Source organism: Enterobacter cloacae complex sp. ESBL7, assembly GCF_041679625.1.
GTDB classification, from domain to species: domain Bacteria; phylum Pseudomonadota; class Gammaproteobacteria; order Enterobacterales; family Enterobacteriaceae; genus Enterobacter; species Enterobacter asburiae_B.
The window spans coordinates 433311-457604 of the sequence record NZ_JBGORN010000002.1; the positions used below are offsets into that span (position 1 = coordinate 433311).

General features: G+C 58.1%; 18 protein-coding genes and 1 riboswitch. Of the genes, 6 read left to right on the top strand and 12 right to left on the bottom strand.

Annotated elements, in window-relative coordinates:
* Positions 1-86: 86 nt before the first annotated feature.
* Complete coding sequence (locus tag ACERY3_RS12125; RefSeq protein WP_233423240.1) at positions 87-971, bottom strand: YadA C-terminal domain-containing protein; 885 nt, start codon at positions 969-971, stop codon at positions 87-89.
* A gap of 631 nt (positions 972-1602) precedes the next feature.
* Positions 1603-1699: riboswitch (TPP riboswitch) on the top strand.
* A gap of 35 nt (positions 1700-1734) precedes the next feature.
* Here ACERY3_RS12125 and thiM point away from each other — a divergent pair.
* The 3 genes from thiM to ACERY3_RS12140 are packed head-to-tail and all read left to right on the top strand — an operon-like array spanning position 1735 to position 4091.
* Entirely contained in the window at positions 1735-2505 is a 771-nt protein-coding gene (gene thiM / locus ACERY3_RS12130) for a hydroxyethylthiazole kinase (protein ID WP_373225745.1), read from the top strand.
* Positions 2502-3302: a bifunctional hydroxymethylpyrimidine kinase/phosphomethylpyrimidine kinase gene (gene thiD / locus ACERY3_RS12135; RefSeq protein WP_045887883.1), complete on the top strand. Its 801-nt coding sequence runs from the start codon at positions 2502-2504 to the stop codon at positions 3300-3302. The genes thiM and thiD overlap by 4 nt, the downstream gene beginning before the upstream one ends.
* Before the next feature lie 42 nt (positions 3303-3344).
* Positions 3345-4091: a GntR family transcriptional regulator gene (locus tag ACERY3_RS12140; RefSeq protein WP_023312428.1), complete on the top strand. Its 747-nt coding sequence runs from the start codon at positions 3345-3347 to the stop codon at positions 4089-4091.
* Here ACERY3_RS12140 and ACERY3_RS12145 read toward each other — a convergent pair.
* Genes ACERY3_RS12145 through ACERY3_RS12155 form a run of 3 tightly spaced genes read right to left on the bottom strand, consistent with a single transcriptional unit; the run spans position 4065 to position 7293 of the window.
* The gene (locus ACERY3_RS12145; protein WP_058841483.1) at positions 4065-5018 is read right to left on the bottom strand and encodes a PfkB family carbohydrate kinase; all 954 of its coding nucleotides are present in this window, start codon (positions 5016-5018) and stop codon (positions 4065-4067) included. The genes ACERY3_RS12140 and ACERY3_RS12145 overlap by 27 nt on opposite strands.
* On the bottom strand, positions 5015-6019 hold the full coding sequence (locus tag ACERY3_RS12150; RefSeq protein ID WP_058841482.1) for an ADP-ribosylglycohydrolase family protein: 1005 nt from the start codon (positions 6017-6019) through the stop codon (positions 5015-5017). Before ACERY3_RS12150 ends, ACERY3_RS12145 begins: the two co-directional genes overlap by 4 nt.
* The gene (locus ACERY3_RS12155) at positions 6016-7293 is read right to left on the bottom strand and encodes a nucleoside permease (protein ID WP_033145997.1); all 1278 of its coding nucleotides are present in this window, start codon (positions 7291-7293) and stop codon (positions 6016-6018) included. The genes ACERY3_RS12150 and ACERY3_RS12155 overlap by 4 nt, the downstream gene beginning before the upstream one ends.
* Before the next feature lie 250 nt (positions 7294-7543).
* Here ACERY3_RS12155 and fbaB point away from each other — a divergent pair, with 250 nt between their 5' ends.
* Positions 7544-8596, top strand: a complete 1053-nt coding sequence (gene fbaB, locus ACERY3_RS12160; RefSeq protein WP_023312424.1) for a class I fructose-bisphosphate aldolase — start codon at positions 7544-7546, stop codon at positions 8594-8596.
* A gap of 92 nt (positions 8597-8688) precedes the next feature.
* Here the strand turns inward: fbaB and yegS are convergent, their stop codons facing one another.
* A complete protein-coding gene (gene yegS / locus ACERY3_RS12165; protein WP_058841481.1) occupies positions 8689-9588 on the bottom strand; it encodes a lipid kinase YegS in 900 nt (299 codons plus the stop codon).
* A 141-nt stretch (positions 9589-9729) separates the two neighbouring features.
* Between yegS and ACERY3_RS12170 the strand changes: the two genes are divergently transcribed.
* Positions 9730-10230, top strand: coding sequence for a DUF523 domain-containing protein (locus tag ACERY3_RS12170; RefSeq protein WP_058841480.1), 501 nt, complete (start codon positions 9730-9732; stop codon positions 10228-10230).
* 161 nt (positions 10231-10391) lie between these two features.
* Here ACERY3_RS12170 and yegQ read toward each other — a convergent pair whose 3' ends face one another.
* Positions 10392-11753: a tRNA 5-hydroxyuridine modification protein YegQ gene (yegQ, locus tag ACERY3_RS12175; protein ID WP_023312421.1), complete on the bottom strand. Its 1362-nt coding sequence runs from the start codon at positions 11751-11753 to the stop codon at positions 10392-10394.
* Positions 11754-12172: 419 nt separating this feature from the next.
* Here yegQ and ACERY3_RS12180 point away from each other — a divergent pair, with 419 nt between their 5' ends.
* Positions 12173-13174, top strand: coding sequence for a hypothetical protein (locus tag ACERY3_RS12180; protein WP_048976170.1), 1002 nt, complete (start codon positions 12173-12175; stop codon positions 13172-13174).
* A gap of 55 nt (positions 13175-13229) precedes the next feature.
* Here ACERY3_RS12180 and baeR read toward each other — a convergent pair whose 3' ends face one another.
* From baeR to ACERY3_RS12210, 6 genes are read right to left on the bottom strand one after another with little or no spacing between them, the layout of a single operon-like run.
* Positions 13230-13952, bottom strand: coding sequence for a two-component system response regulator BaeR (gene baeR / locus ACERY3_RS12185; protein WP_058841479.1), 723 nt, complete (start codon positions 13950-13952; stop codon positions 13230-13232).
* Positions 13949-15352, bottom strand: a complete 1404-nt coding sequence (gene baeS / locus ACERY3_RS12190; protein WP_023312417.1) for a two-component system sensor histidine kinase BaeS — start codon at positions 15350-15352, stop codon at positions 13949-13951. Before baeS ends, baeR begins: the two co-directional genes overlap by 4 nt.
* Entirely contained in the window at positions 15349-16764 is a 1416-nt protein-coding gene (locus ACERY3_RS12195; protein ID WP_058841478.1) for an MFS transporter, read from the bottom strand. The genes baeS and ACERY3_RS12195 overlap by 4 nt, the downstream gene beginning before the upstream one ends.
* Positions 16765-19842 (bottom strand): multidrug efflux RND transporter permease subunit MdtC, encoded by a 3078-nt coding sequence (gene mdtC / locus ACERY3_RS12200; RefSeq protein WP_373225746.1) that lies wholly within the window; start codon positions 19840-19842, stop codon positions 16765-16767.
* Positions 19843-22965 carry an MdtB/MuxB family multidrug efflux RND transporter permease subunit gene (locus ACERY3_RS12205; protein ID WP_373225747.1) on the bottom strand — a complete coding sequence of 1041 codons (3123 nt, stop codon included), beginning with the start codon at positions 22963-22965 and terminating at the stop codon, positions 19843-19845.
* The gene (locus ACERY3_RS12210; protein ID WP_373225748.1) at positions 22965-24167 is read right to left on the bottom strand and encodes an MdtA/MuxA family multidrug efflux RND transporter periplasmic adaptor subunit; all 1203 of its coding nucleotides are present in this window, start codon (positions 24165-24167) and stop codon (positions 22965-22967) included. The genes ACERY3_RS12205 and ACERY3_RS12210 overlap by 1 nt, the downstream gene beginning before the upstream one ends.
* Positions 24168-24294 lie beyond the last annotated feature (127 nt).

The window sequence follows — 24294 nt, forward strand, 5'->3', positions numbered from 1 at the left end:
GTTTTTTCTGTCATCGCTATTCTTGCCGGAGGCAAGCAGGTTATTAACTTAATGGTGTAAGTTAATAATGCTTAAGTTGTATTTCGTTAAAAGCCCATTCCGACGCCAACTGACGCTCCCATATTATTGGCGGTATCATCAGAGAAGCTCATTTTCGCGATCACATGTGAACTAAAGTTAACGGATGCCCCAACGGCAAGGGCGCTTTCACTATTGTATGTGGCTCCGCCAGCAGAGAACATAACTTGCTGATTCGTTTGTACCTGCGGTAATCCTGCCATCGCCATGGCACCTGAAATGCCGGCATTAGCTTGCTTCTTATTATTATCTACTTCATCGTGCAGTGATTTAAATTGCTGGTTGGTATTATTATTCATTGCCTGTAACGTCTGTTTCGTTGCCAGCAGATCCTGAGCGGTAGCGGTAACCGCCTGGGTATTATTAGCCACTTTAGTTTGTGTTGCTGCGTCTACCTGCATGTGCGTCACGGTGGTCGTCACGCCATCTTTACCATCTTTGCCATCTACGCCATTAGTGGGTTTAGGGGCATTTTCCAGGCTATCAAGACGGTTATCTTGCACTTTGTTAACGTTTTCCATATTGATAATTTCTGTGCCGTTCGTCATAACGCCCTGTAAAGCCGCATCGCTTTTTTGATTGGCAGTATCTGCAAGCGCGCCAGCAAGCAAGGCTTTTTGGTTAGCGTCATTTGTGGCTTGCTCAATAACCAAAACACCTAATTTAGTGGATTGAAGGTCGCTATCCACCTGCGTTAAGCGGTTTTCAGTTGAGAGATCGCGAGCAATACTATCGACCCTGTTTTGCGTAATTTGGTCTTGATGGTCATTCACAATATCTGTGATTGATGCGTCATCCCAAACGGCAGCAGCAGCGTTGGTAATATTCATGGCGCTACCGGCGACCACCCCAAATATAAAAACAGAAATAACAGATTTATTGAAAAGTTTCATTCGAAGGACTCACATCATTAACGTATTAAAAAACAAAATTAAGCAGAACAGTTTTGGCTTTAGTGGTATGTGGATATCTGTATTTCCATATCTCAATACAGGATATTCAATGCCCGGACCTTTTTTAGTGGCGTGAATAAACTATCGATTAAACCCAAATTGATGATTTTGATCTAAATCATAAATGATATGAATAAATGAAAGGGCAGGTTGCTGTAACGAGGAGGTTTATTTAATGTATACATTAACTTATGGATTGTGCGATAAATCAAGGGAAGCGTTAAGCTATTGATGAAAGTACAAATGTTTAATAGAGTTAAATAAATTAATACTGCCTTATTCTTTCATGCGAAAGAAGTTTATCTATCTTATAAAAGCGGAATGAGCACGTAATAAAAAATAAAAATAATAGTCTCAGCAAAAGTACGTAATAAAGTTTTTCAATAACGTATTAACAATTACTGAACCAGAATTAACTAAAGCGTAATAAATGTTGGCAAATGACGGGAAAGAGCGCCTGGAGATTTCCGCGGTGACAACGGCGTGATAAATCGAAACTCCTTGCGCCTGGCCTGGGGCCGCAGTTACACTACATCACGTTAATGAGTTTCATAACTCAATGTTTTAAATGTATTTTGACTCGGGGTGCCCTTCTTTGTGAAGGCTGAGAAATACCCGTATTACCTGATCTGGATAATGCCAGCGTAGGGAAGTCAGATGCCTTCCCGGTCATCGCTTCTTCACGCAAGGCAGGAGCGAACCCATGCAGCCTGACCTGCTCGATTTACACGTTTTACACCACTTCCGAACCCGTTCTCCGCTGACCCACTGTATGACCAACGATGTCGTACAGACCTTTACGGCCAACGTTTTGCTGGCGCTTGGCGCCTCACCCGCGATGGTGATTGAAGCCGAAGAGGCTGAACAGTTTGCCGCCATCGCCGATGCGCTCCTGATTAACGTTGGCACGCTGACCTCGCCGCGCGCGCAGGCGATGCGTCGGGCAATAGAAAGCGCGGTGGCTGCAGGCAAGCCCTGGACGCTGGACCCGGTTGCCGCGGGCGCCCTGACGTTCCGCACCCGTTTTTGCCATCAAATCCTTGCCCTGAAACCGGCCGCCATTCGCGGCAATGCCTCCGAGATTCTGGCCCTTGCCGGAATGAGCGCGGGCGGGCGCGGCGTCGATACGACCGACTCCGCAGCCAGCGCGGTACCCGCTGCACAGGCGCTGGCTCGCCAGACCAATGCCGTTGTGGTCGTCACCGGCGAGGTGGATTACATCACCGACGGGCAACGCACCCGCACGGTAACGGGCGGCGATCCGTTGATGACGCGCGTAGTGGGAACGGGATGCGCGCTTTCTGCCGTTGTGGCGGCGAGCTGCTCGCTGCCGGGCGACCGGATGGATAACGTCGCTGCTGCCTGCGGATGGATGAAGCAGGCCGGAACGGTGACCGTTGCGCAGTCGCGTGGGCCTGGCAGTTTTGCCAGCGCGTTTCTGGATGCGCTCTATACGCTGGAGGAGCAGGCATGAAGCGGATTAACGCCCTGACCATTGCCGGCACCGATCCCAGCGGCGGCGCGGGTATCCAGGCCGATCTCAAAACCTTCTCGGCCCTTGGCGCGTACGGCTGCTCGGTCATTACCGCGCTGGTGGCGCAAAACACGCGCGGCGTGCAGTCGGTCTACCGTATCGAGCCGGATTTTGTTGCCGCGCAGCTGGATTCGGTATTCAGCGATGTGCGCATCGATACCACCAAGATCGGCATGCTGGCGGAGACGGATATTGTGGAGGCGGTGGCCGAGCGGCTTAAACGCTATCAGGTGCAAAACGTGGTGCTGGATACCGTCATGCTGGCAAAAAGCGGCGACCCGCTGCTCTCCGCCTCCGCCGTGGAGACGCTGCGTACAAAGCTACTGCCGCAGGTGGCGCTTATCACGCCCAATCTGCCGGAAGCCGCCGCGCTGTTAGGCACATCGCATGCGCAAACTGAACGCGAGATGAAAGCGCAGGGAAACGCGCTGCTGGCGATGGGCTGCGGGGCGGTGCTGATGAAGGGCGGTCATCTGGATGACGCTGAAAGCCCGGACTGGCTCTTTACCCGCGACGGCGAAGTACGCTTTACCGCGCCGCGCGTGCAGACCAAAAACACCCACGGCACGGGCTGCACGCTCTCCGCCGCGCTGGCGGCGCTGCGCCCGCGGCATGAAGGCTGGGCCGATACGGTGCGCGAAGCGAAAACCTGGCTCTCGGCGGCGCTGGCAAAAGCCGATACTCTGGAAGTGGGTCACGGTATTGGGCCGGTTCATCATTTTCATGCATGGTGGTAACCCAGTATACTGGCAGGAAACACCACGCCTGAGAAAACAGAGATGGAACAAGCGCATACCCGGTTAATCGCTCAACTGAATGAACGGATCGCCGCGCCTGACAACACGCCGCTGTACCTGAAATTTGCCGAAACGGTAAAAAACGCGGTGCGCAGCGGGGTGCTGGAGCACGGGAATATTTTGCCCGGCGAGCGCGATTTGAGCCAGTTAACCGGGGTGTCGCGCATCACCGTGCGAAAGGCGATGCAGGCGTTGGAGGAAGAGGGTGTGGTGACGCGCTCCCGTGGCTATGGCACGCAAATCAATAACATCTTCGAATATTCGCTGAAAGAGGCGCGCGGTTTTTCCCAGCAGGTGGTGCTGCGCGGCCAAAAGCCTAATACGCTGTGGGTCAACAAGCGGGTGGTGAAGTGTCCGGAAGAGGTCGCAAACCATCTGTCGATCCCGCCGGACAGCGAGGTCTTTTTGCTCAAGCGCATTCGCTATGTGGATGACGATGCGGTGTCGATTGAAGAGTCCTGGGTGCCGGTTGGCCTCATTCCCGATCCCGATGCGATTGGCATTTCGCTGTACGATTACTTCCGCAGTCAGAATATTTTCCCGCAGCGCACCCGTTCACGGGTTAGCGCCCGCATGCCGGACAGCGAGTTTCAGGCGCACATTAAGATGGACGAAAAAATACCGGTGCTGGTGATCAAGCAGGTCGCGCTTGACCAACAGCACCGGCCGATTGAGTACAGCATCAGCTACTGTCGCAGCGATCTATACGTCTTTGTGTGCGAGGAGTAGCGCCTCGCGAGTCGGGGCGCAGTCCCCGCCGCGGTGGCTGACTACCCAGGACGCCACGGCATTCCCCAGCAGAACGGCGTCTGCCAGTGACCATCCCGCCGCCAGCCCGGCAAGCGTGCCGCCCGCGTGGCTGTCGCCAGCGCCAATGGTGTCCACAACCGTCGCCGGGAACGCCGGAACAACGCCCGCATCGTCGCCGTCATACCACGCGGCGCCGTCTTTATCATGACGCACAATCAGCGCGGCGCCGAAGCGCTGCTGCCACTCCGCACCCAGGTTTTCAGCCGCTACGCCCAGTCGTTCGGCTGCGATCTCTGCTTCCTGACGATTAAGCGACACGATCGGCCTGCAGGCCATAATCCGCGCCATCAGCGCGTCGGGGATATCCGCGATGCGGGGACCGAAATCGATAAAGGCCGTCACGTCCTGCAACCCCTCCAGCCAGCGCGTCAGCAGCTCGCCGCACGGCGAGGCCAGCTGATAGCCGGATAAGTAGACCAGGCTGTTCGACGGGATGTTAAGCACATCAAGCCAGCTCTGCTGCCACTGGTTCTCCACGCCGCTAAAGGACATGAAGGTGCGCTCTCCGTCTGGCTCCACCAGCGCCAGGCACCAGCCGTTATCGCCGGTTTCGGCCGCAATGGCGCTGTGCAGATCCTGCTTCGCCATGGCGTTGCGAATAATATCCGCCCAGACGCCGTGACCGACGGGCAGGGCGTTTTGCGACGCAATGCCGAGCCGCTTCAGGGCGATGGCAATGTTTAGCGCGCAGCCGCCGATATTCACGCCCTGCTGTTTGAGTTCGATATCGCACCCGCGCCAGGGCAGGGCGTAGGCGTCGGCGATGACGTCTATCACCGCCGCGCCCAGCACCGTCACCGGCCGCGCGGCGTGCAGGGTGTCGAGACGTTGGGCAAATGAATTCATACGCCCTCCCTTTGCTCCCGGTAGTGCAGCAGTTTCGCGCAATAGTGGCCGAAATCGAGCCGGTTGACGGCGTCGAGCTCGGCTTTGAGCGCCGGGTCAATCGCCTGCACGCCGTGGAGCGCGCCGCAGATGGCCGTCGCCATCGCGCCAATGGTGTCGGTATCGCCGCCCAGGTTGGCGCATAAAATGGCGCAGCGGTTTGGGTCGGTTCCCGCCAGTTCGACCATCGCAATGGCCGCCGGAACGGACTCAATGGTGCTGGTTCCGGCCCCCACGAGCTGGTACACCTGCTCGCTGGCGGACTCAACCCCGTTGGCTTCCCGCACGGTCTTAAGCGCCAGCTCAATACGTGCCGCCAGCGATGCGCTGAAGGTGGTGGTTTTCGCCTCCTGCGCATAGCGGGCGATACCCGGCAGCGCATCGACGATGTTCTGCCAGCTTTCGCCGTCGATAGCGCGGGAAACCGCCCAGGCAATCACCACCGCGCCGGCAATGGCGAGGTCCGATTTATGGGTCGGGCTGGAGGCCAGCGCCACCTGCTCAACAAAGTGTTCCAGGCGCGTGGCCGGAAGCAGGCAGCCCAGCGGGGAGGCGCGCATCGCCGCCCCGTTAGTCACGCCGTTGTTGTCCAGTTCGCTAACCGGCTTGCCGTCGCGAATCGCGTTAAGCGCGATTTTGGAGGTCGGGCCGAGCACGTTCTTATTAAACGCGTCAAAATCGAGCGCCCAGCGCAGAATATGCTTGCCGATAACGTCCGCGTTAATCTCCCCGTCGCACTCGACGATCGCATCCGCCAGGCACAGCGCCATTGAGGTATCGTCGGTGAACTCTGCCTGTTTGAAATAGCAGGCCGCATTGTTCTCTGCCGGGCCGGGTAAAAAGCGGTCGATCCAGCCGAAGTGCGCCTTGACGCGCTTTCTCGGCCACAGCTCCGACGGCATGCCCATCGCATCCCCTAACGCCTGCCCGTAAAGGGCACCGAGAACACGTTCTTGTTTCATTTAACTTCCCCTTGTGTCAGCGCGGCATCGCCATCAACCACCGCAATGGCGGCGATCTCTTTATCCGATTCGCGGAAAAACAGCATAAACAGCACGGCAATCACGGCAATCATGATTGCACCAAACGTCCACATTCCGGCCCAGTTGAAGGTCAGCCCATTCACCGGCTCTTTGTATGCGAACATTTTTTCCATCATCACGCCGCCCAGGCGGTAACCCAGCAGGCTACCAAAGCCCTGACAGCACAGCGTAATCAGGCCCTGCGCGGCGGTGCGCATGTGCACCGGCGCTTTTTTGTCCACGTAGATGTACGCGGTGACGTAATAGAAGTCGTAGCTCACGCCGTGCAGCAGAATGCCGAGGAACAGCAGGGCGTAGGTAAAGTACTGTTCCGCTCCGCCGTAAACAAAGAACCCGTAGCGGATGGCGGCGGTAATCAGGCCCAGCAGTAAGACCTTCTTAATACCAAAGCGTTTGGTAAAGAACGGCAGGGCGAGCATAAAGAAGATTTCGGAGAACTGGCCGAGCGTCATCCAGCCGGTGGCGTTTTTCATCCCCACTTCGGTGAGATAGCCGTTGGCGAAGATGTAATAGAAGGCCAGCGGCATGGCGAACAGGAACGAGCAGAAGAAGAATACCAGGAAGTTTCTGTCGCGCAGCAGGATTAACGCGTCCAGCCCGAGCATCACTTTGAAATCCAGCTTGCCGGTACTTTTCGGCGGCGTATTCGGCAGGAACAGGGCAAATACGCCGAGCAGGGCGGAGCTGGCTGCCGTCATCAGCAGCGGGATATTGGTATCGGAAATATCGCTGTAGCCCAGCATCTGCGGCAGGAAACCGCACGCCAGCCCGGAGGCGATCCAGCCGATGGTACCCATCACGCGGATGCGCGGGAAATCGGCCTCAACGTCGTCCACGTTGGCAAAGGCGATACTGTTGGTCAGCGCGATGGTCGGCATATAGGTCAGGGAGTAAACCAGCAGCAGCGGGAAGAAGGTGCTGAACTGGGTTTGCTGCGCGGCGAAGTACATCAGAATGGCTCCGGCGAACATCAGCACTGACAGCACTTTCTGCGCGGCGAAGAAGCGGTCCGTCAGCGAGCCGACCAGAATCGGGGAGAGGATCGCGGCAATAGCGGTACAGGCGTAAGACCAGCCGATTTCCCCGGCGGTAAAACCGCTTTTGCTCAGCCACAGCCACAGCGGCACAAACCACGCGCCCCAGATAAACCATTCAACAAACATCATGAATGACAGTTGGACTTTCGTTTTCATTTTTTAATCCTGCATGTCAGAGAGGGTACGCCTTTAACATACCACTCAATAATACCTTTTAAATACCTTTGTGGCGATTGTTTGATCAATGTAACAGTTTTGTTGTACACGAATCGAGCCAGCAGATTGTGCTGAAAAAAAAAGCAAAGAGTGGAAAATCTGTTAAGTCGGTACCAGGCTTAGTCTGCCCATAAAAGATGGGACTGGATAAACACACACCGACACGACGTCGGACTTACGGGAGTATCACATGACTGATATTGCGCAGTTGCTTGGCAAAGACGCCGACAGCCTTTTACAGCATCGTTGTATGACCATTCCAGCCGACCAGCTGTATCTGCCTGGTCATGACTACGTTGACCGCGTGATGATCGATAACAACCGTCCGCCTGCGGTCCTGCGAAATATGCAGACGCTCTACAACACCGGGCGGCTCGGCGGCACCGGGTATCTCTCTATTCTGCCGGTGGACCAGGGCGTAGAGCACTCTGCGGGCGCCTCTTTTGCGGCGAATCCGCTCTATTTCGATCCAAAGAATATTGTTGAGCTGGCGATTGAGGCGGGCTGTAACTGCGTGGCGTCTACCTACGGCGTGCTGGCCTCGGTTTCGCGTCGCTATGCCCACCGCATTCCGTTCCTTGTGAAGCTGAACCACAACGAAACCCTTAGCTATCCAACCGAATATGACCAGACCCTCTACGCCAGCGTTGAGCAGGCGTTCAACATGGGTGCGGTGGCGGTAGGGGCGACGATTTACTTCGGCTCCGAACAGTCCCGTCGTCAGATTGAAGAGATCTCCGCGGCGTTTGAGCGCGCGCACGAGCTGGGCATGGTCACCGTACTGTGGGCATATCTGCGCAACAACGCGTTCAAGAAAGACGGCGTGGATTACCACGTGTCTGCCGACCTGACCGGGCAGGCGAACCACCTGGCGGCGACCATCGGCGCGGATATCGTGAAGCAGAAAATGGCCGAGAATAACGGCGGCTATAAAGCGGTGAACTTTGGCTACACCGACGATCGCGTTTACAGCAAACTGACCAGCGATAACCCGATCGACCTGGTGCGTTACCAGCTGGCGAACTGCTACATGGGCCGTGCGGGGCTGATCAACTCCGGCGGCGCGGCGGGCGGTGATACCGACCTGTCAGACGCGGTGCGTACGGCGGTTATTAACAAACGCGCGGGCGGTATGGGGCTGATCCTTGGCCGCAAGGCGTTTAAGAAATCGATGGCCGACGGCGTGAAGCTGATCAATGCGGTGCAGGACGTCTATCTGGACAGCAAAGTCACGATTGCCTGACGGCTCCACCTCCACCTCCACCTCCACCTCCATCTCCCTCTCCCTGTGGGAGAGGGTTGGGGTGAGGGCATCATTGCGCACCGAGTGAAACATCAGCGCAAAAGCACGCAGTCCGGCGGCAGCCGGCACTGCAGCGCGCCGGGCAGTACCTCAATGCGGAACTGCGTCCCGCTCAGCGGCTCTCCGTCGAGGTTAAAGGTCATCCCGTGCGGAGCATTCACTTCAAACCACGCCGATTTCCCGGCGATGATATTTGGGCTCTCTTCCGGCTGCGTCAGCGTGGTAAACAGCGCGGGCAGCAGGCCGTCGCCCGTGAAAATACGCAGCTGGAGCTGACCGTCATTAATCAGCGCCTCCGGGCACAGCTGCTGTCCGCCGCCCGCCTGACGCCCGTTGCCGATGCCAATTACCAGCGCGTCACCCTGCCACTGAAAATCCTCGCCGCGAATTTCGCAGCGGTCGGGCTTGAGGGTGTCCATGCGCATCAGGCCGTGGATCAGGTACGACACGCCGCCCAGCGCCGCCTTCAGCTTTTCCGGCGTTTCGCTGGTGATGCGCGTGCCAAACCCGCCCGTCGCCATATTGATAAAGCAGGTTTTATCATTCACCTGCGCAATATCCACAGCGGTGGCCTTGCCGAGGATCGCCAGCTGGAGCGCTTTCTCCAGCTCTTCCGGGATCCCTGCGCTGGTGGCAAAATCATTGGCGGTGCCGAGCGGTAAAATGCCCATCACCGGCCGATTTGCCGGGGGCAGGTCGATAAGCGCTGACGCAATCTCATTAATGGTGCCATCGCCGCCGCCAGAAATGATGGTGCTGACGCCAAGCCCGAGGGCTTCATTGATATAGCGTGCCGCGTCGCCTTTTTCCCATGTCACCCTGACGTGAATGCGCGCGCCATCTTCACGCAAACCCTGAATTGCCTGACGCAACAGATCGTTGCCCGCGCTTTTGCCATTGAGAATCAATAAACTGTCTGAATAGGTTGCCATCCGCGCTGCTCCCTTTTTTAGCGTTAGTAAGAGTGTATAGCAGAGAGGAAAAAAGCGGGTAAGAACAGGATGAAAGGAACAAAATATGCCCGAAAGCGCGTTACACTCCAGCGATGATAGTAACGTAATCACAGGAAAGTGATGATGAATAAAATTTTGGTAAGCGCGTGCCTGATGGGCTTTAAGGTTCGTTATAACGGAAGTGAAAAAGCGCGAATGAACGAGCAGCTCAAGCGCTGGCAGCAGGAACAGCGTCTGGTTACCCACTGCCCTGAACTCGCGGCCGGGCTGCCTGTCCCTCGTCCTCCGGCAGAGATTATGTCCGCTGATGGCAAAGACGTAATGCGCGGACAAGCCAGAATAATTGAAAATACAGGGCAGGATGTGACTGAGCATTACCAGCTTGCAGCCTGGCTCGCGCTACGCGCTGCTCAGGAGTCGGGGTGTAGCGCAGCACTATTAACCGATGGCAGCCCAACGTGCGGCAGTCAGTTTATTTATGACGGATCTTTTCGCGGGATCCATAAAGCGGGGAGGGGTGTTGCTGCATCGTTGCTCGCAGAGCATGGGGTAGCCGTGTTCTCTGAGGGGCAAATCGACGAGCTTATTGCCTGGGTTGAGGAGAGAGAAGGCAAAAAATAAGCCCGCGTAAGGGAGATTACGCAGGCTAAGGAGGTGGTTCCTGGTACAGCTAGCATTTATGGGTTATGTTTTTCAGCGGGGGGATAATACCCGTATTGAACGAAGCGGTATGTGATCCGATTCTAAGAATTATCCCAGCGCGAAAAAATTTCCCTGATTAACTATTTGCCGTGTGGGTTTCGGGTGCTTTCACCGTTGAAGTTACGCATCAGCAGCGCAAACTTCAGCTCCACCTCTTCCGGAACCGGCAGCCAGACGGTGTGCCCGTCGCCCGGCGCCACATCAATCGCTTCGCCTTTGCCGTTTTCCAGATGCTCCAGCGTGAAGTTCATGTTGCCCTGCGGGGTCATCAGCTCCAGGCTGTCGCCTTTGGTGAATTTGTTTTTCACCGCGACGGCCGCCAGCGCGCCTTTGCGCTCGCCGGTAAAGTCGCCGACAAACTGCTGGCGCTCGGAAACGGAGTAGCCGTGCTCGTAGTTCTGGTAGTCGTCATGGGTATGACGACGCAGGAAGCCCTCGGTGTAGCCGCGGTGCGCCAGGCCTTCCAGGGTTTCCAGCAGGCTGGTATCGAACGGTTTACCGGCAGCCGCATCGTCGATGGCTTTGCGGTACACCTGAGCGGTACGCGCGCAGTAGTAATAGGATTTGGTGCGCCCTTCGATCTTCAGGGAGTGCACGCCCATCTGGGTCAGACGCTCAACGTGGGCGATGGCGCGCAGATCTTTCGAGTTCATGATGTAGGTGCCGTGCTCGTCTTCAAAGGCGGTCATGTACTCACCCGGACGTTTGGCTTCTTCAATCATAAACACGCTGTCGGTTGGCGCGCCGATGCCCAGCGTCGGCTCAACGTTGGTTACCGGAATAGGCTCGTGCTTGTGCACGATATTACCGACGTCATCCTCTTTGCCTTCCTGGACGTTATATTCCCAGCGGCAGGCGTTGGTGCAGGTGCCCTGGTTCGGGTCGCGCTTGTTGATATAGCCGGAGAGCAGGCAGCGGCCGGAGTAGGCCATGCACAGCGCGCCGTGAACGAAGATTTCGATTTCCATATCCGGCACCTGGGTGCGGATCTCTTCGATCTCTTCCAAAGAAAGTTCGCGGGACAGGATGACGCGGGTCAGCCCCATCTGCTTCCAGAATTTCACCGTCGCCCAGTTGACGGCGTTAGCCTGTACGGAGAGGTGAATATCCATCTCCGGGAAATTCTCCCGAACCAGCATGATTAAACCCGGGTCCGACATGATCAGCGCGTCCGGCCCCATATCCACCACCGGCTTCAGGTCACGGATGAACGTTTTCAGCTTGGCGTTGTGCGGCGCGATGTTCACGACCACGTAGAATTTTTTGCCCAGGGCATGCGCTTCGTTGATGCCGAGCTGCAGGTTCTCGTGGTTGAATTCGTTGTTGCGCACGCGCAGCGAGTAGCGCGGCTGGCCCGCATAAACGGCGTCGGCACCATAGGCGAAAGCGTAACGCATATTTTGCAGCGTTCCCGCCGGGGAAAGGAGTTCCGGTTTAAACATGTTTGTTCTCGTTCTGATGACAGGTCAGATCCGCGTGCACCAGGTGCAGCGGTAAGGGGAGATCCCCCACTTTAAGGGCGGGCATTGTAGCGCTGCGGGGCAGGGAGGTAAAGCGTCGAGTCGTATCACCGCCCATCCGGCGTGTACGCATATTTTTAGGTATTGTCTTTACCATCTGGCTTGAAAGACCGAGGCAATGCCGTTTCCCGCTTTCAGTACAAGCGTGGACTGAACGTCATTGCTTTTGCTTAATTCGAATCAACCAGATACAGGAAAACTAACTGATATTGAGATCGTGTATAACTTTTGAGCGTCATCAAGTCGTCTGTTCAGGAACCTATCTGAATACGTAGCTTGATTAATGAAGAGAAAAAGACGGAATCTGTTTATGAACCGTTACCATTTGTCAGGGGAAGAGTATGGCGAGGCTGGATTTCTGTGAACTTGCTTCTGCAAGCGCAGATACTGCAGATAGCGACCAATTTGAGAAGTTCGCAAAAATATTCATGGAAAAAATTTTGGGAGGGATTGTAACTAAAGGCCCAAGCCGGGGGGCGGATGGTGGCATAGATATACGGGTTGAGTTTGATATTGCCGGATGTCGAATTGCCAAACTTGTTAGCTGCAAACACTACGCTCCTTCTAAAAAGTCCGTTGGTCGCAGTGATGAAGAGGACATTCAGGACAGACTTGCTGAATTTGAATGTGATGAGTTTGTTGGATTTTATTCCACCATTGCATCGTCCGGACTTGAGCAAAAACTGGAGCGACTGAAAGCTAAAAAAGGGATTTTGTACCAGATTTATAATTCAGAGGATATTGAAACCTTATTACTGGAAAATCATGCGGGCTTTCAGTTAGCAAAGCGTTTTTTTCCTCGTTCAGTACAAAATATATTACCACAATTTATTGCTCTACTGCCCACCTTCACATCCTGTGACGCAGTGCGTCATTCTTCAGGTTGGATAGTCCCGGATGTTTATAGTGACTACGAGCCACGGGTCTACGCCTGTAATGCTAATTTAGCTGCACAGTATGCAAATGAGAAAGCGATGAATGATATCCATGAACCTATGTTCTTGCAGGCATGGAAAGATGCCGTCCATATGTTTTCAGATTATTTCATTATTCCTGCTGCCGGTATTAACAGTGTAAGCAATATTAATGAATTACCACCGGACTGGGATACTTCAGACGATATAATAAATTTATCCGCCGGGAAACGATGGGCACTTTTGGCTATCTGGAGTTTTTTTGATGATAAAAAGGTTAATGCTATTTTGAAGAAAATGCATAAACATCCTTCTCAGCAAGATTTGAACGTTATTAGCTTCGCTTTCCTGGCGATGATAACTGGCACCGAGCGTCGCGATGTATTAGCGCGACTTTTTGCTTATGCTACACCTTTTCGTTCCTGGTAAGGCCACAGTTTTAATGTCTGGAGTCTCTGCCCCGCAGTGCTGCGGGGCAATATTCTCACATTATCCTGCACGCATCCGCTTCCCAGCGATACCCCACGCCGTACACCGCGCGGATAAACGACTGCTCGGCGTCCAGCGCCTCCAGCTTGCGGCGCAGGTTTTTGATGTGGCTGTCGATGGTGCGGTCGGTCACGACGCGGTAATCGTCATACAGGTGGTTCAGCAGCTGCTCGCGGGAGAACACTTTTCCCGGCTCGTGGGAGAGGGTTTTCAGCAGGCGGAACTCCGCAGGCGTCAGGTCCAGCAGCTTGCTGCGCCAGCTCGCCTGGAAGCGGCTTTCGTCGACAATCAGCGGGCTTTCGGCATCGAGCACCTGAAGCTCGCGCTGCGGCCTGCAGCGGCGAAGAATGGTTTTCACGCGGGCGACCACTTCACGCGGGCTGTAGGGCTTGCAGATGTAATCGTCCGCGCCAATTTCGAGCCCCAGCAGGCGGTCAATCTCTTCAATTTTGGCGGTGACCATGACGATCGGCACGTCGGAGAAGCGACGAATTTCCCGGCACAGGGTCAGCCCGTCAATGCCCGGCAGCATTAAATCCAGCAGGATCAGATCCGGCGGGGTCTGGCGCACGTATGCCAGCACTTTATCGCCGTGGCTGATCAGCGATGGAGCGTAGCTGGCCGCACGTAAATAGTCGATCAGCAGCTGCCCAAGCTTCGGCTCGTCTTCCACAATCAAAATGCGCGGCGTGTTTTCGTCAATCGGTAACTCGGTCATACTTCTCTCGATAAATCCCGTTCCAGAGGTAACTCTACTGTAATGCTAACCCCGCCAAAAGGCGAATGGGCGGCGCGGATCGTGCCATTATGCGCCTCGACGATGTTAACGCAAATCGCCAGCCCCAGTCCGGAACCGCCGCTGGCGCGGTTACGGGAGCCTTCGGTACGGTAGAAACGTTCAAACAGTTTTTCCAGCTGCGCGTCCTGCACGCCGGGGGCGGAATCCGCGAAGGTGAGTGCAAAGCGTCCGTTTTCCTGCCTGCCGGAGATGTGCAGCCCGCCGCCGCTGTCGGTGTAGCGCAGGCTGTTTTCCAGCAGGTTATTGAACAGCTGCATCAGCCGGTCTTTGTCGCCAAACACCACCGCGCTGTCCGGCAGGGAAAGGTCGATTTTCAGGTTGCGGCTGGCAAACCGCTCGCGGAAGGCGCCGCTGATCACTTCCAGAATATTAATCACGTCCACCGGCGCCTTCTGGTAGGCCAGCGCGCCTTCGTCGGACATGGAGAGCTGGTGGAGATCGTCCACCAGCTTGGTGAGCGTGCCCACCTCCGCCTGCAGAGAGGCCACCGATTCAGGCGTAAACTGGCGCACGCCGTCCTGGATGGCCTCCAGCTCGCCGCGCAGCACCGCCAGCGGCGTGCGCAGCTCGTGGGAGATATCGGCCATAAAGTCGCGGCGCATCTGCTGGTTCTTCTCCAGCGTGCTGGCGAGCTGGTTAAAATCCTGCGCCAGCTTGCCCAGTTCGTCCTGGCTGCGGGTATCGACGCGGGTGGTGAAATCCCCGGCGGCCAGCTTGTGCGTGCCTTCCACCAGCCTTTTCACCGGGGCGAGCAGACCGCGCGCCAGGGGGAAGGTGGCGAGCGCGGCGAGCAGGGTGGAGAGGGCGACAATCAGCCAGCTTGTCCGGCGCTGCTGGCGGTCAAAGTTGATGTCGGTGTTGCGCGTCAGGCGCTCCACAGGGGAGGCGATAACCCAGCCGACAGTCGCATTGTTGACTTTGATCGCCCGACGGGTGCCGTCCGGCGGGATCGGCGCACGCGGACCCACCAGCGTGCGCATGTCCTGATCAATCACCCAGAACTGGGTGCGCCAGCCGTGCGGCGGCATGCCTGGCCCCGGGCGATCGTCACCGGTATCGTGCTCCAGCGAGCGCAGGATCTGGAAAATAAAGCGGTCGTTATTGCGCAGAAAACGCCAGTTGCCGTGCTGGGCGTACTGTTCACTCAGCGCATCGCTTAAGCCCTGTAAACGCTGTTCATTGCCATGCTTGATGTAATCAATAAAACCGCGCTCAAAGCTGATCCGCACCGCCCAGTGCATGGTGATCAGCAGGACGATACAGGTGGCAAATATCGCCACGAAGAGCTTGCCGGTAATGCCCGGACGCCAGAATTTCATGAGCCACTCCTTTTGCCGCGCCTAATCACGACGTTCTTGCTGGTATCATCCGGCACTCTGGCGAAGATGAAAGCGGGCAGGGCGATGATGACCGCCATGCTGAGATAGGTATACAAAAAGACCTGATGCGCCACCGGCGTGTCGACGCTGAGATGGTGCTGGCCGTACATGCCGAGCAGTAAACCCGCGATGGTTACCCCGACGCTCATCGAGAGCTGCATGATCATCGACAGCAGGCTATTGCCGCTGCTCGCCAGATCGTCCGGCAGATCCTTCAGCGTCAGGGTATTCATCGACGAGAAGCGCATGGAGTTGACGATCCCCTGGCAGAACAGCACCAGCGGCAGAACGTAGTACCAGCCCATCAGCGCCACGGCCATAAACAGCAGGCTCACCAGCGCCAGCCCCAGCGTGGCGGTTACCAGCACGTGACGATAGCCAAAGCGGTTCACCACCTGCACCACGATGCGCTTCATTCCCATGCTGCCGAGCACCATCGGGATCATCATCAGGCCCGCGTGGAACGGCGAAAATCCCATTCCGATTTGCAGGAAAACGGGCGTCATAAACGGCAGCATGCCGCTGCCGACACGCCCGGCGAAGCTGCCGAACAGGCCAAGGCGATAGGTGGGGTTTTTAAACAAGCTAAGGCTGAACAGCGCCTTATCGTTACCTCTGGCATGCCGCAGATACCACAGTATGGCGGTAACGCCGAGCGCGATCAGGAGCCCAAGCGTCAGGGGCGAAATCCCCAGCCCTTTTTGCCCGTCGAGCGCCAGGGTAAGCGTGGCCATGCCCGCCGCCAGCAGGATAAAGCCGAAGAAATCAAAGCGCCGCGTCTGCATTTTGTAGTTCGGCATCAGCGTCAGGGTGGCGATGGCGCCGATGATGCCAACCGGGAGGTTGATTAAAAAGATCCAGTGCCAGGAGGCGTACTCCACCAGAATGCCGCCGAGCGCCGGGCCCAGCAGCGGCCCCACCTGACCGGGCAACGTCACAAAGGTCATCGCCGCCATGTACTGCTCGCGCGGCACGATCTTCATCACCGTTAGCCGCCCGACGGGCACCATCATCGCCCCGCCGACGCCCTGCAGCACGCGCGCCATCACCAGCTGGTCGAGGGTGTTGGCCTGGGCGCAAAACAGCGAGCCGGTGGTAAACAGCACGATGGCGGTAAAGAAGATGTTCCGCACGCCCACTTTGTCCGCCAGCCAGCCGCTGGCTGGCAGCATGACGGCCACCGTCAGCACGTAGGAGACAATCACCATATGCATATGCAGCGGGCTCTCCCCCAGACTTTTCGCCATGGAGGGGAGGGCGGTGTTGACGATGGTCGTATCCAGCGACTGCATAAAGAAGCCGAAAGCGACTATCCATAGCTGCCAGCGAACGTTAGCGGGGAGATCGGTCATTTACTCGGTCACCGTGGTTCTGTTTTTACGCGAAAAGCGCAGCCGCAGGCGGTCGAAGAACAGATAGACCACCGGCGTGGTGTACAGCGTCAGCAGCTGGCTCATGACCAGGCCGCCGACGATGGTGATCCCCAGCGGCTGGCGCAGCTCTGAGCCGTCTCCGCCGGAGATAACCAGCGGCAGTGCGCCAAACAGCGCCGCCAGGGTGGTCATCATGATCGGACGAAAACGCAGCAGGCAGGCCTGGAAGATGGCCTCTTCCGGCGACAGATTGCCGTTGCGCTGGGCGTCCAGGGCGAAATCCACCATCATGATCGCGTTTTTCTTCACGATGCCGATTAACAGCATGATCCCAATGAGCGCGATCAGGCTGAACGGCGCGCCGAACAGCTCTAGCGCCAGCAGCGCCCCCACGCCCGCCGACGGCAGCGTCGAGAGAATGGTCAGCGGGTGAACGTAGCTCTCGTACAGCACGCCCAGCACAATATAGACCGTGGCGATGGCGGCCAGAATCAAAATCACCTGCGAGTTCATCGTCTCCTGGAACACCTGCGCGGTGCCGGCAAAGCTGCCGCGTACGGTGGACGGCACGCCAAGCTGCGTCATCGCGCGGTTGATTGCGTCGCTGGCTTCTGAAAGCGACGAACCGGCGGGCAGGTTAAAGGAGATGGTCGACGCCGCCGAAAGGCCCTGATGGTTCACCGACAGCGGCGCGTTGGCAGGCCGCCAGCTGGCAAAGTAGGAGAGCGGAATCGCCTTGCCGTCGTTGTTAATCACAAACATTTTGTCCAGGGCACTGATGTCCTGGGTGTAGCGCGGGTCAACCTCCATCACCACCTTGTACTGGTTCATCGGCTGGTAGATGGTGGAGATCTCGCGCTGGCCGAAGGCGTTGTTCAGCAGGCTGTTGGCGGCCTCAACGTTAATGCCCAGACGCGACATGGTTTCGCGGTCGTAGGTCAGGGCCATCTCGGCGCCGTTGTCCTGCTGATCGGAGTTGACGTCCGCCAGCTCCGGCAGGGCGGCCAGCGCCTTGCGGATCTTCGGCTCCCACTCGCGCAGGGCGGCTAAATCGTCCGAGAGCAACGTGTACTGATAGCTGGCGTTCGCCTGACGGCCGCCGACGCGGATATCCTGAACGGCCATCAAAAACAGGTTTGCCCCCGGCTCTTTGGCGAGCTTCACCCGCAGGCGGTCAATCACCTGCTGGGCGGTTTCGTTGCGCTCGCCGCGCGGTTTCAGGGTAATAAACATCATCCCGCTGTTAACGCGTGACCCGCCGGTAAAGCCGGTGACATTATCCACGGCTTTGTCTTCACGAATGATCTTCATAAAGTCCTGCAGCTTGCCGCGCATCGCCTGGAACGAAATGCTCTGGTCCGCCTGAATCCCCCCCATCAGCACGCCGGTGTCCTGCTCGGGGAAGAAGGTTTTCGGGATGGTGATGTACATCCAGACGTTCAGCCCAATGGTGGCGATAAGCACCAGGCCGACCAGCCGGGTATGGTTCAGCGCCCACTTCAGCGATTTGCCGTAGCCTTCCTGCATGGCCATCAGGAAGCGACCAAAGCCTTTACGGCGCGGCTGCGAATGGGGCTTGCTGCGCTTGAGCATCCAGCCGCACATCATTGGCGTCAGCGTTAAGGAGATCGCCAGCGAAATGCCGATGGCGACGGAGAGGGTGACGGCAAACTCGCGCAGCAGCCTGCCCGGCAGCCCGCCCATCAGCAGCAGCGGCAGGAATACCGCCACCAGCGACAGGCTCATGGAGAGCACCGTAAAGCCCACCTCGCGCGTGCCCTGCAGCGCGGCCTGCAGCGGCTTCACGCCCGCTTCCAGGTGGCGGGAAATGTTTTCCAGCACCACTATGGCGTCATCCACCACGAAGCCCGTCGCTATCGTCAGGGCCATCAGCGACAGGTTGTTGAGGCTAAACCCGCACAGGTACATGGCGGCAAAGGTACCGATCAGCGAGACCGGCACGGCCACCGCCGGAATAAGCGTCGCGCGGCCGGATCGCAGGAACAGGAAGACCACCAGGATCACCAGCGCGACGGAGATAATCAGCGTTTGCTCCACCTCTTCAAGCGAGGCGCGAATGGTCGGGGAGCGATCCTGGGCAATTTGCAAATCGATTGCTGCCGGGATGGTCTCCTGCAGGTCCGGAAGACGGGCGCGAATGCTGTTCACCGTCTCAATAATGTTCGCTTCCGGCAGCTTGCGGATCATCAGCAGAATGGCCGGCTTCGCGTTGGTCATCCCGGCGTTGCGCACGTCCTGCACCGAGTCGGTGACGCTGGCAACGTCGCTTAAGCGCACCGCCGCGCCGTTGTTGTAGTGAATAATGAGCGGCTGATATTCCGCGGCGGTTTTCAGCTCGTCGTTAGTGTGGATCTGCCAGCGGTGGCTGCCGTCCTCAATCGCCCCTTGCGGCTTGCGGACGTTGGCCGTGCTGATGGCGGAGCGCACGTCATCCAGCGACACGCCCTGGTTGAACAGCGCCTGCGGGTTTAGGCCCACGCGCACGGCGGGCAGAGAGCTCCCGCCGACGCTCACGTCACCGACGCCGTTAATTTGTGAGATTGTCTGCGCCAGCTGGGTAGACGCAAAGTCGTAAAGCTGCCCCTGCGAATACGTATCCGAGGTCAGCGTCAGGATCATGATCGGCGCATCGGACGGGTTGGCCTTGCGGTAGGTTGGGCGGCTCGGCATCCCGCTCGGCAGCAGGCTTTGTGCGGCGTTGATGGCCGCCTGCACATCGCGAGCCGCGCCGTTAATATCCCGGTCGAAGCTGAACTCCAGAATGATGCGCGTGCTGCCCAGCGAGCTGCTGGAGGTCATCTCGTTGACCCCCGCAATCCGCCCGAGCGAGCGCTCCAGCGGCGTGGCAACCGACGAGGCCATGGTCTCCGGTGACGCGCCCGGCAGCGAGGCGCTGACCATGATCACCGGGAAATCCACCTGCGGCAGAGGCGCTACCGGCAGCAGCCGGAAGCCCAGCATGCCGCAGAGGGTAATGGCGAGCGAGATTAAAATCGTCGCCACCGGGCGATAAATGAAGAGGGCGAAAAACTTCACTTATGCCTCCTCTTCACGTTTCGGGAAGCGGCTTTTGGTCCACAGCGCCAGGCGGTCAAACAGCAGGTAGATAACCGGCGTAGTGAAGAGCGTTAGCACCTGGCTTACCAGCAGACCGCCGACCATGCCGATACCCAGCGGACGGCGCAGCTCCGCGCCGACGCCGGTGCTGAGCATCAGCGGCAGCGCGCCCAGCAGGGCGGCCAGCGTGGTCATCAGGATCGGGCGGAAACGCAGCAGACAGGCCTGGAAGATGGCGTCGCGCGGCGACATGCCCTGCTCGCGCTCGGCGGCCAGGGCGAAGTCGATCATCATGATGGCGTTTTTCTTCACGATCCCGATAAGCAGGATAATGCCGATGATGGCAATGACGTCCAGCTCGCTGCCCGCCAGCATCAGTGCCAGCAGCGCCCCCACGCCCGCCGTCGGCAGGGTAGAGAGGATGGTGATCGGGTGGATAAAGCTTTCGTATAGCACGCCGAGCACGATGTACATCGCCACGACCGCCGCGACGATAAGCCAGATGGTGTTACCCAGCGCGGCCTGAAACGCCAGCGTGCTGCCCTGGAACTGGGTCTGAATATCGGACGGGAAGCTGAGCTCTTTTTCAGCAGCCTGAATGGCCTCCACCGCTTCGCCGAGAGAATAATTGTCCGGCACGTTGAAGGAGATGGTGGTGGACGGGAACTGATCCAGATGGTTAATCGACAGCGGGGTATAGCGTTCTTCCACCGTGGCGATAGCGCTCAGCGGCACAATGCCGCCGTCTTTGCTGGTCAGGCGCACCGAGTCCAGCCCCGCCAGTCCTGGCGTGTTCTCTGTGTTGTGCTCCAGCACCACGCGATACTGGTTGGCCTGGGTGTAGATGGTGGAGATCAGGCGCTGACCGAAGGCGTTGTATAGGGCGTTGTCCACATCCGACATGGTAATGCCCAGACGGCTGGCGGTATCGCGGTTGACGTTCACGTATGCCGCCAGCCCTTTGTCCTGCCAGTCGCTGCTGACGTCGGCGAGCTGCGGCAGGGTGTTAAGCTTATTCACCAGCTGCGGTACCCAGGTGCTGAGGGCATCCAGCGTGGTGGCCTGAAGCGTGAACTGGTACTGCGTGCGGCTGACCTGGGTATCAATGGTCAAATCCTGAATCGGCTGCAGGTAAAGCTCAACGCCCGGCACGCGCGCGACGGCGTTTTGCAGACGCTCAATGACGGCGTTGACGCGATCGTCGCGTTCATCCAGCGGCTTGAGGTTGATCTGCAGACGCGCGCTGTTGAGCGACGGGTTGGTGCCGTCGACGCCCACGTAGGAGGTCAGGCTCTCCACCGCCGGATCCTTCATGACGATCTCAGACACCTGCTGCTGGCGCTGGGCCATGTTCGCGAAGGAGACCGACTGCGGGGCCTGAAGCGTGCCCTGAATAATGCCGTTGTCCTGAATCGGGAAGAAGCCTTTCGGAATGAAAATCCACAGCATCACGCTGAGCGCCAGGGTTCCCAGCGCCACGCCGAGGGTGGCCCACGGATGGTTCAGAACTTTCGCCAGCACGCGGCCGTAGGCGGCAATAATCCGCTCGAACATGCGCTCGGAGGCGCGCGAGAAGCGGTTTTGCTTGCGCAGGGACTCGTGGCTCAGCATGCGGGCGCACATCATCGGCGTCAGGGTCAGCGACACCACGGCGGAGATCAAAATGGCGACCGCCAGCGTCACGGCAAACTCGCGGAACAGCCGCCCGACGATATCGCCCATAAACAGCAGCGGGATCAGCACCGCAATCAGCGAGAAGGTCAGCGAGATAATGGTAAAGCCGATTTCGCCCGCGCCCTTCAGCGCGGCCGCCAGCGGCTTTTCGCCTTTCTCGATATAGCGCGAAATGTTCTCGATAACGACGATGGCGTCATCCACCACGAACCCGGTGGCGATGGTGAGCGCCATCAGCGTCAGGTTGTTAATCGAAAAATCGAGGAACACCATCACCGCAAAGGTCCCGACCAGCGAGAGCGGCACGGCGACGGCGGGAATAACGGTTGCCGGGACGTTACGCAGGAACAGATAGATGATCATGACCACCAGCGCAATCGCCAGCATCAGCTCAAACTGGGTGTCGGTGACCGACGCGCGAATGTTGGTGGTACGGTCGGAAAGCACCTTCACGCTGACCGATTTCGGCAGGCTTTCGATCAGCTGCGGCAGCATGGTGCGGATGCTGTCGGCGGTTTCGATGATGTTAGCGCCCGGCTGGCGCTGCACGTTCATCACGATCGCCTGCTGCCTGTTGGCCCAGGCGCCGAGCCAGCTGTTTTCGGCACCTTGCTCCACGGTCGCCACGTCGCCCAGACGCACCGGGGCGCCGTTCTGGTAAGCAATAATCAGCTGACGGTATTCATCGGCGGACTGCATCTGATCGTTGGCAGAGAGCGTCACGGCGCGGGTGGGGCCGTCCAGCGAGCCTTTTGCCGAGTTAACGTTGGCGCTGCTGATGGCGGTGCGGATGGTTTCGCTGGTCAGGCCCAGCGCGGCAATTGCCTGCGCGTTAAGCTTCACGCGCACGGCGGGGCGCTGGCCGCCCGCCAGCGTGACGAGGCCGACGCCGGAGACCTGTGAAATTTTCTGCGCCACGCGCGTTTCGACCATGTCTTCGACCTGGGTCATCGGCATGGCGGAGGAGGTGACGGCCAGCGTCATGATCGGCGGATCCGCCGGGTTAACCTTGCTGTAGACCGGCGGGTTGGGCAGGTCGGACGGCAGCAGGTTGGTGGCGGCGTTAATCGCGGCCTGCACCTCCTGCTCGGCGACGTCCAGCGACAGCGTCAGCTGGAACTGCAGCGTCACGACGGATGCCCCGCCGGAGCTCTGGGAGGACATCTGTTTTAGCCCCGACATCTGGCCGAACTGGCGCTCCAGCGGCGCGGTAATGGCGGACGTCACCACGTCCGGGCTGGCCCCGGGATAGAGAGTGACAACCTGAATCGTTGGGTAATCCACCTCCGGCAGCGCCGACACGGGCAGGAAGCGATAGCCGATAATCCCGGCGAGCAGGATCGCCACCATCAGCAGCGTGGTGGCGACAGGACGAAGGATAAACAGGCGTGACGGCCCGCCTGTAGAGCCTGGAGGCATCACCTGCATCAGGATTTCGCTCCCTGTTTCGCAGGTTCAACCACTTCCACTTTGGCCCCTTCGGTCAGACGGTCAATGCCGTCGGTGACCACGCGGTCGCCTGCGGAAAGGCCGGCGGCGATGACCACCGTCTGGCTGTCCTGGATACCGGTTTTCACCAGGTGCTTGCTGACCTTATTGTCACCGTTAAGTATCCAGACGAAATTACCTTCGTTACCCATCTGCAGCGCAGCGGTGGGGATCACCACCGCGTTCTCTTCGGTGGCGACCAGCATGCGCGCGTTGACGAACTGGTTCGGGAAGAGGGCATCGTCCTGATTGTTAAAGCGCGCCTTCAGCTTGATGGTGCCGGTGGTGGTGTCGATCTGGTTATCCAGGCTGAGCAGAGAACCTTCGCTCAGCTTCTGCTTGTTGCTGCGGTCCCAGGCTTCCACCACCAGCCCCTTCCCGGATTTTTGCGCCTGCACCACGGTCGCGATTTCGCTTTCCGGCAGGGTAAAGACTAAATCAATCGGGTGAGTCTGGGTGATCACCACGATGCCCGTGGTGTCGCCGCTGGAGATCTGGTTGCCGATATCGACCTGCTTCAGGCCCACGCGTCCGTCAATCGGCGCGGTGATGCGGCTCCAGTCCAGCTGCAGCTGTGCGCTGGCGACGGCGGCCTCGTCGGCTTTGATGGTACCCTGCGTTTCGCTGACCAGCGACTGCTGGGTGTCCAGCTCCTGACGAGACACGAGGTTGGTTTTCACCAGCTGCTGGTAGCGGGCCAAATCGCGACGGGCGTTGGCGAGCGTGGCTTTGTCCTTCGCGAGCTGCCCCTGCGCCTGGGCGAGGGCGACCTTAAACTGGCTCGGGTCGATTTCCGCCAGCAGATCGCCCGCTTTAACCTGCTGACCTTCCTGGAAGTGAATGGCCTGAAGCTGACCGTCGACGCGGCTGCGTACCGTCACGGTGTTGGCGGCGGTAATGGTCCCAAGGCCCGTTAGATAGCGAGGAACGGCTTTATTCACTGCCGTCGCCGCCTGTACCGGCGCCAGCGCGCCGCCGCGCATGCCGTGACGCCCTCCGCCTGCCGGGCGCTGTGCCTGACTATTGGCACCGGCGGGGGCTGCGGTGTTCGCGGATTGACTGTGCCAGTACCAGGCGGCGGCAAGGACCACCACAATGATGCCAGCGGCGATTGCCCAGCGGGATTTGTTACTGCCTTTCATCGTTATACGTTCTCATCCTGAAGACTTCGGGGAATGATACTAGTTTAGTCAGCTAACACAGCGGAAAAATGGAGGAAATATGGAAGACTGTCAGGAATGGTCTGAATGGAGGTAAACGCAAAACGGC

What these genes read in the sequence shown, in the direction of transcription:
- ACERY3_RS12195 (WP_058841478.1), bottom strand. Translation starts at nt 16,764, where the DNA reads ATGACCGATCTCCCCGCTAACGTTCGCTGGCAGCTATGGATAGTCGCT.
- ACERY3_RS12170 (WP_058841480.1), top strand. Translation starts at nt 9,730, where the DNA reads ATGATGAATAAAATTTTGGTAAGCGCGTGCCTGATGGGCTTTAAGGTT.
- ACERY3_RS12210 (WP_373225748.1), bottom strand. Translation starts at nt 24,167, where the DNA reads ATGAAAGGCAGTAACAAATCCCGCTGGGCAATCGCCGCTGGCATCATT.
- baeR (WP_058841479.1), bottom strand. Translation starts at nt 13,952, where the DNA reads ATGACCGAGTTACCGATTGACGAAAACACGCCGCGCATTTTGATTGTG.
- ACERY3_RS12155 (WP_033145997.1), bottom strand. Translation starts at nt 7,293, where the DNA reads ATGAAAACGAAAGTCCAACTGTCATTCATGATGTTTGTTGAATGGTTT.
- ACERY3_RS12125 (WP_233423240.1), bottom strand. Translation starts at nt 971, where the DNA reads ATGAAACTTTTCAATAAATCTGTTATTTCTGTTTTTATATTTGGGGTG.
- ACERY3_RS12145 (WP_058841483.1), bottom strand. Translation starts at nt 5,018, where the DNA reads ATGAATTCATTTGCCCAACGTCTCGACACCCTGCACGCCGCGCGGCCG.
- yegS (WP_058841481.1), bottom strand. Translation starts at nt 9,588, where the DNA reads ATGGCAACCTATTCAGACAGTTTATTGATTCTCAATGGCAAAAGCGCG.
- ACERY3_RS12150 (WP_058841482.1), bottom strand. Translation starts at nt 6,019, where the DNA reads ATGAAACAAGAACGTGTTCTCGGTGCCCTTTACGGGCAGGCGTTAGGG.
- thiD (WP_045887883.1), top strand. Translation starts at nt 2,502, where the DNA reads ATGAAGCGGATTAACGCCCTGACCATTGCCGGCACCGATCCCAGCGGC.
- thiM (WP_373225745.1), top strand. Translation starts at nt 1,735, where the DNA reads ATGCAGCCTGACCTGCTCGATTTACACGTTTTACACCACTTCCGAACC.
- ACERY3_RS12180 (WP_048976170.1), top strand. Translation starts at nt 12,173, where the DNA reads ATGGCGAGGCTGGATTTCTGTGAACTTGCTTCTGCAAGCGCAGATACT.
- ACERY3_RS12205 (WP_373225747.1), bottom strand. Translation starts at nt 22,965, where the DNA reads ATGCAGGTGATGCCTCCAGGCTCTACAGGCGGGCCGTCACGCCTGTTT.
- ACERY3_RS12140 (WP_023312428.1), top strand. Translation starts at nt 3,345, where the DNA reads ATGGAACAAGCGCATACCCGGTTAATCGCTCAACTGAATGAACGGATC.
- baeS (WP_023312417.1), bottom strand. Translation starts at nt 15,352, where the DNA reads ATGAAATTCTGGCGTCCGGGCATTACCGGCAAGCTCTTCGTGGCGATA.
- fbaB (WP_023312424.1), top strand. Translation starts at nt 7,544, where the DNA reads ATGACTGATATTGCGCAGTTGCTTGGCAAAGACGCCGACAGCCTTTTA.
- yegQ (WP_023312421.1), bottom strand. Translation starts at nt 11,753, where the DNA reads ATGTTTAAACCGGAACTCCTTTCCCCGGCGGGAACGCTGCAAAATATG.